Source organism: Aeromonas tecta, assembly GCF_000820185.1.
GTDB classification, from domain to species: domain Bacteria; phylum Pseudomonadota; class Gammaproteobacteria; order Enterobacterales; family Aeromonadaceae; genus Aeromonas; species Aeromonas tecta.
Map to the genome: position 1 here is coordinate 246747 of NZ_CDCA01000010.1, position 12935 is coordinate 259681.

At 61.4% G+C, this 12935-nt stretch carries 13 protein-coding genes; 11 read left to right on the forward strand and 2 right to left on the reverse strand.

Annotated elements, in window-relative coordinates:
* Nucleotides 1-86: 86 nt before the first annotated feature.
* The 6 genes from BN1137_RS02460 (at nucleotide 87) to ttcA (ending at nucleotide 6353) form a co-directional block, all read left to right on the forward strand.
* Nucleotides 87-2492, forward strand: coding sequence for a heavy metal translocating P-type ATPase (locus BN1137_RS02460; RefSeq protein ID WP_050717079.1), 2406 nt, complete (start codon nucleotides 87-89; stop codon nucleotides 2490-2492).
* A gap of 118 nt (nucleotides 2493-2610) precedes the next feature.
* Nucleotides 2611-2799 (forward strand): cbb3-type cytochrome oxidase assembly protein CcoS, encoded by a 189-nt coding sequence (ccoS, locus tag BN1137_RS02465; protein WP_050717080.1) that lies wholly within the window; start codon nucleotides 2611-2613, stop codon nucleotides 2797-2799.
* Complete coding sequence (locus BN1137_RS02470) at nucleotides 2783-3469, forward strand: sulfite exporter TauE/SafE family protein (RefSeq protein WP_050717081.1); 687 nt, start codon at nucleotides 2783-2785, stop codon at nucleotides 3467-3469. The genes ccoS and BN1137_RS02470 overlap by 17 nt, the downstream gene beginning before the upstream one ends.
* 68 nt (nucleotides 3470-3537) lie before the next feature.
* A complete protein-coding gene (locus tag BN1137_RS02475; RefSeq protein WP_050717082.1) occupies nucleotides 3538-4293 on the forward strand; it encodes an FNR family transcription factor in 756 nt (251 codons plus the stop codon).
* A 136-nt stretch (nucleotides 4294-4429) separates the two neighbouring features.
* Nucleotides 4430-5377 carry a universal stress protein UspE gene (gene uspE, locus BN1137_RS02480; protein WP_050717083.1) on the forward strand — a complete coding sequence of 316 codons (948 nt, stop codon included), beginning with the start codon at nucleotides 4430-4432 and terminating at the stop codon, nucleotides 5375-5377.
* Between the two features lie 67 nt (nucleotides 5378-5444).
* Entirely contained in the window at nucleotides 5445-6353 is a 909-nt protein-coding gene (gene ttcA / locus BN1137_RS02485) for a tRNA 2-thiocytidine(32) synthetase TtcA (protein ID WP_050717084.1), read from the forward strand.
* Nucleotides 6354-6437: 84 nt separating this feature from the next.
* Here ttcA and BN1137_RS02490 read toward each other — a convergent pair whose 3' ends face one another.
* Nucleotides 6438-7124 carry a DUF2987 domain-containing protein gene (locus tag BN1137_RS02490; protein ID WP_050717085.1) on the reverse strand — a complete coding sequence of 229 codons (687 nt, stop codon included), beginning with the start codon at nucleotides 7122-7124 and terminating at the stop codon, nucleotides 6438-6440.
* A gap of 27 nt (nucleotides 7125-7151) precedes the next feature.
* A complete protein-coding gene (locus BN1137_RS02495; RefSeq protein ID WP_050717086.1) occupies nucleotides 7152-7904 on the reverse strand; it encodes a DUF2189 domain-containing protein in 753 nt (250 codons plus the stop codon).
* 307 nt (nucleotides 7905-8211) lie between these two features.
* On the opposite strand from BN1137_RS02495, the gene BN1137_RS02500 reads away from it, so the two are divergent.
* The 5 genes from BN1137_RS02500 (at nucleotide 8212) to rbsB (ending at nucleotide 12900) form a co-directional block, all read left to right on the forward strand.
* Nucleotides 8212-8829 (forward strand): glutathione S-transferase family protein, encoded by a 618-nt coding sequence (locus BN1137_RS02500; RefSeq protein WP_050717087.1) that lies wholly within the window; start codon nucleotides 8212-8214, stop codon nucleotides 8827-8829.
* Nucleotides 8830-9051: 222 nt separating this feature from the next.
* Nucleotides 9052-9471 (forward strand): D-ribose pyranase, encoded by a 420-nt coding sequence (gene rbsD / locus BN1137_RS02505; protein WP_050717088.1) that lies wholly within the window; start codon nucleotides 9052-9054, stop codon nucleotides 9469-9471.
* Between the two features lie 21 nt (nucleotides 9472-9492).
* Entirely contained in the window at nucleotides 9493-11025 is a 1533-nt protein-coding gene (gene rbsA / locus BN1137_RS02510) for a ribose ABC transporter ATP-binding protein RbsA (protein WP_050717089.1), read from the forward strand.
* Complete coding sequence (rbsC, locus tag BN1137_RS02515) at nucleotides 11022-11990, forward strand: ribose ABC transporter permease (RefSeq protein WP_050717090.1); 969 nt, start codon at nucleotides 11022-11024, stop codon at nucleotides 11988-11990. The genes rbsA and rbsC overlap by 4 nt, the downstream gene beginning before the upstream one ends.
* A 34-nt stretch (nucleotides 11991-12024) precedes the next feature.
* Nucleotides 12025-12900, forward strand: a complete 876-nt coding sequence (gene rbsB / locus BN1137_RS02520; protein ID WP_050717091.1) for a ribose ABC transporter substrate-binding protein RbsB — start codon at nucleotides 12025-12027, stop codon at nucleotides 12898-12900.
* The last annotated feature ends 35 nt before the right edge of the window (nucleotides 12901-12935 follow it).

A 12935-nucleotide genomic window follows, 5' to 3' on the forward strand; every position in this document is an offset into this window, starting at 1 on the left:
GCTGACGGTGTTCACCCTGACGCGCCGCGGCAGGTAGCCGGCTCCTCCGCCTTGCTCATCCCCCCTGCCTCGAGAGAGAAAACACCATGATAGGTTGCTTCCACTGCGGTGAGCCGGTGCCCACCGGCAGCGACTATGCCCTCGAGATCAAGGGCATAGTGCAACCCATGTGCTGCCCTGGCTGCCAGGCCGTGGCCGAAACCATCCTCGAATGCGGCCTCGCCAGTTATTACGAGCACCGCTCAGCCCCCGGCATCAAGGGGGAACTGGTGCCGAGCGAACTGGCCGCCCTTAGCCACTACGATCTGGCCGAAGTGCAGCAGGATTTCGTGACTGACACCGGCTCTGGCAGTCAAATACTTCGCGAAATACAGCTCAGCGTAGAAGGATTGACCTGCGCCGCCTGCGCCTGGCTTATCGAGCGCCACCTGATGGGGCTGCCGGGCCTGCACTATGTGAACGTCAACACCACCACCCATCGCGCCCGCATCAAGTGGGATCCGGCAAGGCTCTCCTTGAGCGACATCCTCAAGGGCTTCGCCAAGATTGGCTATCGCGCCTATCCGTTCCAGACCCACAGCCAGGAGGCGCTCTACGCCCGCGAGGTGCGCAGCTACATGTTCCGGCTGGCGCTGGCGGGCTTAGGCTCCATGCAGGTGATGATGTGCGCCGTGGCGCTCTACATGGATCTCTTCATCAGCGTCGAAGAGGAGTTCATGGTCTACTTCAAGTGGATAAGCCTGCTGCTCTCGACCCCCATCATGATCTACTCCGCCCAGCCGTTTTACGTGGGCGCCTGGCGCAGCCTGAAGCAGGGTCACCTCTCCATGGATGTGTCGGTGTCGCTGGCACTGATCGGGGCCTTTGTCGCCTCCATGTGGGCCACCGTCTTCAACACCGGTGAGGTCTATTACGACTCCATCACCATGTTCGTCTTCTTCTTGTTGCTGGGACGTTTTCTGGAGCTGCGGGCGCGGCGCAAGGCGTCGGAATCAAGCTCCAATCTGGCCAGGCTGGTACCCATCATGGCCACTCGCATCGATGCAGATGGCGAGCACGAGGTGGCGGCCAAAATGCTGCAGGTGGGAGACAGGATCCGGGTGCTGGCCGGCGCCACCCTGCCCGCCGATGGCATCATCGCCGCGGGCCAGGCCAGCGTGAATGAAGCCATGCTGACCGGCGAACAGCTCCCCCTGCTCAAGCAGCCGGGTGATCCCGTCTACGCCGGTACCATCAACACCGATGCGCCGCTGGAGATCCGGGTCAGCCACCGCATCGAAGAGTCACGCATCGCTCAGATCATGCGCCTCCAGGATCATGCTCTGGATGACAAGCCCGCCATCGCCCAGCTGGCCGATGTGCTCTCCCGCCACTTTATTCTGGTGTTGCTCCTCATCGCGGCGGCGGTCTGGACCTACTGGCACTTCCATCAGCCGGAGCAGGCCTTCTGGGTCACCCTGGCGGTACTGGTCGCCACCTGCCCTTGCGCCCTGTCGCTGGCGACCCCGACCGCACTCACCACCGCCACCGCCCACCTCACCCGCAGTGGCATACTGCTGCGCCGCGGTCATGTGCTGGACATACTGACCCGGGCCAACCGGGTGGTGATGGACAAGACCGGCACCCTGACCACGGGCAATATCAGCCTCATCGGCACCACCGTTCTGGCCGAGCTGAGCGAGACCCAGTGCCTCGCCATCGCCCGCGCGCTGGAGGCCCATTCCGAACACCCCATCGCCCGGGCCTTTAGAAGCACGGCCGCCGATGAGGCCCTGTTGCTGCCCGCAAGCGAAGTGCTCCCCGTCATCGGACATGGCATTCAGGGCAAGGTAGCGGGCTCCCTGTATCGGGTCGGCAGTGCTCGCTGGCTGGGATTGTCTGACGAGCCATTACCGGGTGAGCAGGCCAGCGGCCTTGTCATCTACCTGGCCGACGAGTCCAGGCTGCTGGCCCGCTTCAATCTGGCCGACACCCTGCGAGCTGACGCCAAGGCGCTCATTGCGGCCTTCCAGGCCGCTGGCCTCAAGACCACCATATTGACCGGTGACGGCTCGGCCGAGGCCGACGAAGTTGCCCGTGAGCTCGGGGTGGATGAACTGGTGAAAGGCATGACTCCCGATGGCAAGCTCGCCTATCTCAAGGCGCGGGAGGCGGCGGGTGACATCAGCATCATGGTGGGCGATGGCATCAACGACGCCCCCGTGCTGGCCGGGGCCCACGCCTCTTTTGCCATGGCCGGAGGCACAGACCTGGCGAAAAACAGCGCCGACGCCATCTTGCTGGCGGACGATCTCTCCCGCCTGCTGACGGCTCGCACCCTGGCGCTGCGCACCCGCAAGATCATCAAGGAGAACTTCGCCTGGTCCATCGGCTACAACCTGCTGGTCCTGCCACTCGCTGCCAGCGGCTGGTTGCCCCCTTATCTGGCGGCGGCAGGCATGTCCCTGAGCTCCCTCATAGTAGTAACCAACTCCATGCGGCTGAACCGGTGAACCACCTCTTGCCAGCCGGGAGGCCTGCGCCAAACGGCCAAGGCCTCCCGCCAAATGAAACGGGAGCATCCACCCTGTCCTGGTTTATCATGACGATCCCCACCGCAAGGCCTGCATCATGAACATCATCTTCGTCCTCATCCCCATCGCCATTCTGTTTGTGATCATCGCGGGGGTCGTCTTCTTCTGGGCTATTCGCTCCGAACAGTTTGAGGATCTCGACAGGCAGGGCTCCAACATCCTGTTCGACGAGGAAGAGCACAGAACCAAGCCGCAGGACAAGCAGAGCGATGATCAGCAGCCTTGATCTGATGGGGGCCCTGCTGGTGGGGCTGGCAGGCTCTGGCCACTGCATCGCCATGTGCGGCGGTGTCTCGGCGGCGCTCTCCATGGCCATTCCCCCCGCCAAGCAGCACTTCTGGGGCAGGCTTGGCTATTTGCTCAACTACAACCTCGGCCGGATCCTGAGCTACGTGATCGCAGGCGCCCTGGTGGGGGGATTGCTTGCCACCGCCGGTGAACTGGGGGCTGGTAAACACGCCATCGCCGGCCTGCGGCTGCTGGCGGCGCTGCTGATGATAGCGCTGGGGCTCTATCTGGCGGGTTGGTGGCAGGGAGTTCTGCTGCTTGAGCGTATCGGTGCAACGTTTTGGCCCTATATCAAGCCGCTAGCCGGTAGATTCCTCCCCTTCCGTTCGGCCCTGCAGGCCCTCCCCTTTGGCATGGTGTGGGGCTGGCTGCCCTGCGGGCTGGTCTACTCCATGCTGACCTGGAGTGCCGCGGCCGGATCCGCAGCCGGCGGGGCCCTCATCATGCTCAGCTTCGGCATTGGCACCCTGCCAACCCTCTTTGCATTGGGGGGCTTGGCGGACCGATTGCGCTACTGGCTGACCCTGCGCAGCCTTCGGTTGGGAGGTGCTCTGCTGCTCATCCTTTATGGGCTCCATACCCTCTGGATCGGGCTAGTATCCTTTTGAAACGCTATCCAAAACGGATGAGTTGATGGTAAACTTGTTTGATATAAATCAATTATTCGTTTGAGCCTATGATCCCGGATAAGAAACCTGGCAGACGTATTCAGAGCGGTGGCTGTGCAATTCATTGCCAGGATTGCAGCATCAGTCAGCTCTGTATTCCTTTCTCGCTGAACGACAACGAGCTCGATCAGCTGGACAGCATCATCGAGCGCAAGAAGCCGATCCAGAAGGGCGAGGAGCTGTTCAAGGCCGGTGACGAGCTCAAATCGCTCTACGCCATCCGCTCCGGGACCATCAAGTCATACACCATCACCGAGCAGGGTGACGAGCAGATCACCGCCTTCCACCTCGCGGGCGATCTGGTCGGTTTCGATGCCATCCACAAGCATGCTCACCCCTCCTTCGCCCAGGCGCTGGAAACGGCCATGGTGTGCGAAATCCCCTTCGATGTACTCGATGATCTCTCCGGCAAGATGCCGAAGCTCCGCCAGCAGATCATGCGACTGATGAGCAACGAGATCATGGGGGATCAGGAGATGATCCTGCTGCTCTCAAAGAAGAATGCCGAAGAGCGCCTCGCCGCCTTCCTGCACAATCTGTCGGTGCGTTTCTCCGAACGCGGCTTCTCCGCCAAGGAGTTCCGTCTCTCCATGACCCGGGGCGACATCGGCAACTACCTCGGCCTCACCGTCGAAACCATCAGCCGTCTGCTCGGCCGCTTCCAAAAATCCGGCCTCATCAGCGTCAAGGGTAAGTACATCACCGTTCTCGACAACGTTGCTCTCGGCGTCATGGCAGGCGCCACTCGTCCTCCCTGCGGCTGATAACCTCTCTCTGCAATAAATTGCCGGATCCGTTCGTTCTGAAATTTGATCCGGCACACTTCCCCACCTCTCCCCTTGGACTAAGCTGTAAAGGCTAAAGAGTTGCCATCATTGGCTTTTTGCCAAGGAGGAGAACATGGTCAAGTACCGAAACATTTTGGTGGTGATCAACCCGGAAGAGGAGCGCCAGATCGCGCTCGAGCGGGCGGTCAAGATCGCCGAGCTGGACGAGGGCGCCCAGCTGACCCTGTTGCTGACCATCTACGACTTCTCGTACGAGATGACGGCCATGCTGTCGGTGGATGAGCGCGAAGAGATGCGTCACGGCGTCATCTCCCAGCGCAGGGAATGGCTCGACGATATCCTCAAACCCTATCGGGCCAGAGGGGTCGAGTGCGAAGTCAAAGTACTCTGGCACAATAGGCCCTTCGAGTGCGTGATCCAGGAAGTGCTGAGCCAGCGCCACGATCTGGTGGTCAAGGCGACCCACAAGCACTCTTTCCTGCAGACCTTCATCTTCACCCCGACCGACTGGCACCTGCTGCGCAAGTGCCCCTGCCCCGTCCTGTTGGTCAAAGAGGGTCACTGGCAGCGAGGCGGCAATATCATCGCCGCCATCAACTGCTCAAGCGACGATCTGGAGCAGAAGGTGCTCAACGAGCGCATCACCCTGGAGGGCGCGGCCATTGCCGATTTGCTCGGATCCAACCTCTACCTGGTCAATACCTACCCGGGCACCCCGGTCAATGTGGCCATCGAGTTGCCCGAGTTCGATCCCAACGCCTATAACGACGCCATCCGCAAACATCACGAAGATATGCTGCGCGAGCATGCGGATCAGTTCGGTATCGGTCACATGTGGACCCGAGTGGCCGAGGGGCTGCCGGAAGAGGTGTTACCCGACATGGCGGACGATCTCAAGTCCACCCTGATGATCATGGGCTGCGTTGGCCGCACCGGTCTCTCCGCTGCCCTGCTTGGCAACACTGCAGAGCACGTGGTCGATCGGCTCAACTGCGACATCCTGATCCTCAAACCGGACGATTACAGCTGTTCCGTCGATGACAGACGCCATCCTGCATAAGCGTTTCTTGCCCTCCCCCGGGACATGGCTATAATAAGCCGCTTATTTTTGTCCCGGGTTTGAGGCCATGCACGAAGAGCTTAACGCCAAAGAGAAATACAGTTTCAACAAGCTGCAGAAGCGTCTGCGGCGCAATGTGGGTCAGGCCATCGCCGACTTCAACATGATTGAAGAGGGTGACAAGATCATGGTGTGCCTGTCTGGCGGTAAAGACAGCTTCGCCATGCTCGACATCCTGATGAGCCTGAAGGCCAGCGCCCCCATCCATTTCGATCTGGTGGCCGTCAACCTGGATCAGAAACAACCCGGCTTCCCCGAGCACGTGCTGCCTGAATACCTGGCCGCCCTCGGCGTCGACTTCAAGATCGTCGAGGAAGACACCTACTCCATCGTCAAGGACAAGGTACCGGAAGGCAAGACCACCTGCGCCCTCTGCTCCCGCCTGCGCCGCGGTATTCTCTATCGCGCCGCCCTGGAGCTGGGTTGCACCAAGATTGCCCTCGGCCATCACAGGGACGATATCCTGGAGACGCTGTTCCTCAACATGTTCTACGGCGGCAAGCTCAAATCCATGCCGCCCAAGCTGGTGAGTGACGACGGCAAGAACGTGGTGATCCGCCCGCTGGCCTACTGCAAGGAAAAAGACCTGGTGCGTTACGCCGAGGTCAAAGCCTTCCCCATCATTCCGTGCAACCTGTGCGGCTCGCAGGAAAACCTGCAGCGCAAGGCCATCAAGCAGATGATGCAGGATTGGGATCGCCGCTTCCCCGGTCGCATCGAGACCATGTTCACCGCCATTCAGGACGTGATCCCGAGCCACCTGCTCGATCACAAGCTGTTTGACTTCAAGAGCATCAACCGCGACTCCGGCATCATTGATGGCGGCGACAAGGCATTCGATCCGCCCGAACTGCCCACCGCGCCCCTGCTCAATATCGATGAGATAGACGTGTTGGATGTGATTGAGGTGCGCTAGTCGCCGGATCTCCGCACGAGCGAAAAGAAAAAAGGAGCGCCTGGCGCTCCTTTTTCATGCATGCAATTTACGCAACCAGGCCGGTCAGCCCTTGTGTAACCAGGGCGCCAGACGCAGGATCTCCCCCTGCAGTTGCAACTCTCCCGCAGCAAAGTCGGCGAGCTGTGCGTTGCTCAGCAGCAGCTGGCCATCGTGCCAGGGCAGCGCCTGCCGACGATCACCTTCGATGAGATAGGCAGTGCCACTCGGCTGCACCAGACTGACTCGCACCCCTTCCATGCCGGGCAGGAAGTATTTGCCGACCATGCCTGCCAGCTTGTCCAGCAGCGCCTGCATATCCTGCTGACCCTTGGCGATCTCCGCCAGCTTGACGCCCTGCTTATCCGGGGAGGGCGGCAGATCGGCCATTACCTGTACCGACAGATCGCAGGTGGCGTGTGGCTCGCTCAGCGCCACCATGACGGTGGCCTTGTCCAGGTTGAGATCGTCATCATAGGGCAGGCGCAGTTCGCCATCGACCGTCACCTCGGCAGCCACCTCTCGCTCCGGGGTCGAGACCCTGGCGGAGATCAGCCCACAGCGTTGACCGCTCTGGGGATCGGTCAGATAGAAACCGAGCCGGGCCTGACCGAAGTCCCCCTTGGCGAAGGTCTTCATCTGGCTGTAAAAAGTGCCGTACTGCAGATCCAGCGAAGGCGGTGAGGGCTGTGCCAGCACCAATGTAGGCAGCAGCAACAGGGTGCCCGCCACGCCGTGTTTCATCATCTTCATGTGCCGTCCTTTTGCATCATGCCTTGATCACGCATTGAAATGATCGGGGCCTTGTGGAGTGTCGGTGGTGCCCACTTCTCTCACCTCGACGGCGACGCCGCACAGGTCCCGATAGAGGATCCCCTTGCAGTTGAAGTAGAGCGGCGCCACCCAGATAAGTCCCAGGCCCATGGGGATGACGGCCAGCACGAACAGCACCATCATGACCCCGTGCAGCAGCACTATGCTGGACCAGCCACGGGCGAACAGCTTGAGGGAGACCAGAATGGCCTGGGCCGGTGACAGGCCGCGCTCCAGCACCAGCGGCACCGTGAACACCAGCCCCATGCCGACCAGGGCCGAGGGGATGAAGGCCAGCACCACCGGCAGGCCCACCAGTTCGAACAGCGGGCCAAACAGGCTGGTGATGAGGCTGCCCAGCAGACTCAGGCTACCGAGGCGCAGGAAGTGGCGGAAGAAGTCGAACACCTGGTTGGGCCGGGCCCGCACGCCCACCGATTGCTGCAAGCCCAGCATGTCGAGGGAGGAGGTCATGGGGGACATCACCACTGTGATGAGCAGGCTCAGCACCAGCGCCATGTCCATGTCCCCCTCTTTGCTCACATAGGGGGTCAGCAGGGTGTTGCTGAGCAAGATCCAGATAGCCATCACCCCGGCGATGGCCAGCGCCAGGCCGAAACCGGTGCGCCGGGTCTGTTGCCAGCCCTCTTTCAACACCCCTTGCAGGTCCAGACGATATCCCTGGCTGAGGGATTGTTCGAGGGTTCCACCGATCCGCATTTTATTACTCAATTGACTGTCCAACATCGAAAGCGACTGATCCAAAGTGGCACATTATAGCGATTTGACCGGGCATGCGTAGCCGTTTTTCCTGTTATCTTCTGTTCAGAAAGCCATTGATTTCACTCAAGGGTGTTCAATTTTTCCATACAACTCCGGGCCCCTGACAGGGCCTCGGCAGCGATTCGAACAACTCTCCCTTGGCCTGGGAGGCACATGGGGATAGGATGCCGAAGGCCCGTCCGGTCAGCTTGCCGGACTTGACCCCTGACTCGTACACCTTGACTCATACACAAGGAGATCTGCCATGTCTGATCTGACGCTCTACCTCGCCCCCGGCACCTGCGCCATGGCGGTTCGCATCGCCCTGGTGGAAGCCGGCGCCCCTCACCGGATCCACATCGTCGACTTCGCCGCCGCCGAGCAGCGCTCCCCCGCCTATCTCGCCATCAACCCCAAGGGACGGGTACCAGCCCTGGCCACCGAGCGTGGCGTGCTGACCGAGACCCCGGCCCTGCTGCTCTATGTGGCGCAGCGTTTCCCGGCAGCTGAGCTAGCCCCCCTTGACGATCCCTTCCTGCTGGCGCGCATGCAGGAGGTCAACAGCTTCCTCGCCTCCACGGTACATGTCTCCCACGCCCATGGCCGGCGCGGCAGTCGCTGGGCCGATGACGAGCAGGCCATCAATGCCATGTTGGCCAAGATGCCGCAAAACATGCGCGATGGCTTTGCCGAGATAGAACACCACTACCTGGCCGGTCCCTGGGTGCTGGGGGAGCGCTTCAGCCTGGCCGATATCTACCTGTTCGTGGTGGCCAGCTGGCTCAAAAGCGATGGGGTGGCCATCGAGGAGTTCCCCAAGGTGGCGGCCCACACGGCGCGCATGTTGGCCCGCCCCGCCGTGCAACAGGCGCTGATCCTCTGATAGTCCCGCGGGGTCGGCGCTCTGCTGGCCCCATTTGTGCTCCATCTTTGCCCGCATTGAGATCGTTTTCACATTTTCATCATCTGTTCCTAGACCCGCTAACGGATAACGCCTATCTTCCTCCCTCATGACGCAACCGGTTGCGTAACCGGTTGCCTTGCAGAACAAATAGCATACGAAGACGGGTCCTAACCCGCTTCTGTGCTAAAAATGAGGTGCTGTATGAAACGAGGCGTACTGCTCAATGCTCCCCTGAGTGCCCTGCTGGCACAGATGGGTCACACCGACGAGATCACGGTCTGCGATGCGGGTTTGCCCATCCCGGCCGGTCCCGAGCGTATCGACTTGGCGCTGATGGCAGGCACCCCCAGCCTGCAGACCGTGGTCGCCGCGCTGTTCACCGATCTGGTGGTGGAGAAGGTGATCATGGCGAGCGAACTCAAGACGGTCAGCCCGCTGGCCCATCAGGCCCTGCTTGATCAAATCGCCGAGCACGCCCGTGATCAGGGCAAGCCCATCACCATAGAGTACTGCCTGCATGAAGAGTTCAAGACCCGCTCCCGCCAGAGCAAGGCCATTGTGCGCAGCGGCGAGATCACCCCTTACGCCAACCTCATTCTCTGCGCCGGCGTGGCGTTCTAAGTCCCTCTAAAGGAAGCTGCCATGAGCACAACCTCCTCGGCCCCCTCGCCCATTTTAGAGCTCAGCGGGATCGTCAAGACCTTCCCCGGCGTGCGCGCCCTCGATGAGGCGGGTTTGCGGGTCTATCCGGGTCAGGTGATGGCCCTGCTCGGCGAGAACGGCGCCGGCAAGTCGACCCTGATGAAGGTGCTGACCGGTATCTACCAGGCCGATGCGGGCAGCGTCAGCTATCGCGGTCAGCCAGTTCACTTCAAGGGCCCCCGCGACTCCCAGGATCAGGGCATCAGCATCATCCACCAGGAGCTGAACCTGCTGCCGGAATTGTCCATTGCCGCCAACATCTTCCTCGGCCGCGAGCCACGCACCCGCTTTGGCAACATCGATCACGCTCAGCTGCGTGAGCGGGCCAGCGCTCTGCTGCGCCGCCTTGGGGTCAAACACGGGCCTGATACCCGGCTCGGGGATCTCTCCATCGGTGAGCAGCAGATGGTGGAAATCGCCAAGGCGCTCTCCTTTGATGCCAGCGTCATCATCATGGACGAGCCCACCGATGCCCTCACCGACACCGAAACGGATCAGCTGTTTGCGGTCATCCGCGAGCTGCGTGAGCAGGGCTGCGGCATCGTCTACATCTCCCATCGCCTGAAAGAAATTTTCCAGATCTGCGATCGGGTCACCGTGCTGCGCGATGGCAAGTGGATCGGCGAGAAGGCGGTGAGCGAGCTCGATGAAGACAAGATCATCGAGATGATGGTGGGTCGCCGGTTGGAGGAGCAGTACCCGCGCCTCAGCCGCGAGCTCGGCCCCGTCAGTCTGCAGGTCAAGGCGCTGGCCGGCCCCGGCGTGCGCGGGGTGGACTTCACCCTGCATCAGGGCGAGATCCTCGGCTTCAGCGGCCTGATGGGCTCGGGTCGTACCGAGCTGATGAAGCTCATCTACGGTGCCAACCTTATCAGCGCGGGCGCGGTCGAAGTCGATGGCAAGGCCATGGTGCCGCGCAGCCCCGCCGATGGGCTCAAGGCCGGCATCGCCTACATCTCCGAGGATCGCAAAGGCGATGGTCTGGTGCTGGAGCTGTCGGTGCGCGAGAACATGAGCCTGTGCGCCTTAGGTGAATTCAACAAGGGTGGCAAGATTGACGGCAAGGCCGAACGTCAGGCGGTGAGCGACTACGTGCGGCTGTTCAACATCAAGACCCCCAGCAACGAGCAGCTCATCAAGTTGCTCTCCGGTGGCAACCAGCAGAAGGTGGCCATCGCCAAGGGGCTGCTGACCCGGCCCAAGGTGTTGATCCTCGATGAGCCGACCCGCGGCGTCGATGTCGGGGCAAAAAAGGAAATTTATCAGCTGATCAACCAGTTCAAGAAGGAGGGGATGAGCATCATCCTGGTCTCCTCCGAGATGCCGGAAGTGCTCGGCATGAGCGATCGCATCCTGGTGATGCACGAGGGGCGCATCAGCGCAGAATTCATGGCCAAAGACGCCAATCAGGAGAAACTGATGGCGGCGGCAGTCGGTAAACAGTGGCAAGCAGAGCAAGAGGCACAGCAATGACAACCCAAACCCTTCCCCGCCGCGGCGTCATGAGCAAGGCCTGGTGGATCGAGAACAAATCCCTGGTCGCCCTCTTGGTGCTGATCGGTGTGGTCTCCTTCCTGAGCCCGAACTTCTTCACCGCCGACAACCTGCTCAACATCCTGCGTCAGACCTCGATCAACGCCATCATCGCGGTCGGCATGACGCTGGTCATTCTCACCGCCGGTATCGATCTCTCGGTCGGCTCTGTGCTGGCCCTCTGTGGTGCCCTGGCCGCGACCATGGTGGCCATGGAGCTGCCCATCTGGTTGGTGGTACCGCTCACCTTAGGGGCCGGCGCCCTGCTCGGTGGCATCAGCGGCCTCATCATTGCCAAGGGCAAGGTGCAAGCCTTCATCGCCACCCTGGTGACCATGACCGCCCTGCGCGGCGTGACCATGGTTTACACCGAGGGACGCCCCATCTCCACCGGTTTTAGCGATGGCGCCGATCACTTCGCCTGGCTCGGGACCGGTTACCTGTTCGGTCTGCCGGTGCCCATCTGGTTGATGGCCATCGTCTTCCTGCTGGCCTGGTTCATGCTCAACCACACTCGCCTCGGTCGTTACATCTACGCCCTCGGCGGTAACGAGTCGGCCACCCGCCTCTCCGGCATCAACGTGGCGCGGGTCAAGCTCGCGGTCTACGCCCTGTGCGGCGCGCTCTCCGCGCTGGCGGGTCTCATCGTCACCTCCCGTCTGTCCTCGGCCCAGCCGACCGCCGGCATGGGCTATGAGCTCGATGCCATCGCCGCCGTGGTACTGGGGGGCACCAGCCTGATGGGGGGCAAGGGTCGCATCATGGGCACCCTGATAGGCGCCCTCATCATCGGCTTCCTCAACAATGCCCTGAACCTGCTCGACGTCTCCTCCTATTACCAGATGATTGCCAAGGCCAGCGTGATTTTGCTCGCCGTGATGATCGATAACAAAAGCAATAAATAACAACCCAAACCAGCCACACACAAGGAATGAAACGATGAAAAAGCTCAATACCCTGCTCGCCGCCGCCATCATGTCCGTGCTGGGCACCGCCCAGGCCGCCGATCAGACCCTGGCCATGGTGGTCTCCACCCTCAACAACCCCTTCTTCGTCACCATGAAGGAAGGGGCCGAAGCCAAGGCCAAGGAGCTTGGCTACGAGCTGGTGGTGCTGGACTCTCAAAATGACCCGGCCAAGGAGCTTTCCAACGTGGAAGATCTCACCGTACGCAAGGTCAATGCCATCCTGATCAACCCCACCGACTCCGAGGCCGTTGGCAACGCCATCCGCCTGGCCAACAAGGCCAACATACCGGTACTGACCCTGGATCGCGGCGCGGCTCAGGGTGAGGTCAAGGCCCATATCGCCTCCGATAACGTGGCGGGCGGCAAGCTGGCCGGTGACTTCATCACCGAAAAATTGGGCACCGGCGCCAAGGTGATCCAGCTCGAAGGGATTGCCGGCACCTCCGCCGCTCGCGATCGCGGCGAAGGTTTCGCCCTGGCCGTGACCGCCAACAAGCTGCAGGTGCTGGCCTCCCAGCCCGCCGACTTTGACCGTACCAAGGGTCTGAACGTCATGGAGAACCTGCTGGCCGCCCATCCGACCGTGCAGGCGGTGTTCGCCCAGAACGACGAGATGGCGCTGGGTGCCATCCGCGCCGTACAAGCCGCCGGTAAGGACGTGATGATCGTCGGCTTCGACGGTACCGACGATGGCAAAGCCGCCGTAGCCAAGGGTAAACTGGCCGCCACCGTGGCCCAGCAGCCTGCTTTGATCGGTGCCATCGGTGTGGAAACCGCCGACAAGGTGCTCAAAGGCCAGCCGGTGGAGCAATCCATCCCGGTGCCGCTGCAAATCGTCAGCAAGTAATCGGATCGGGGGAGGCTTGCCTCCCCCTTCCCTCT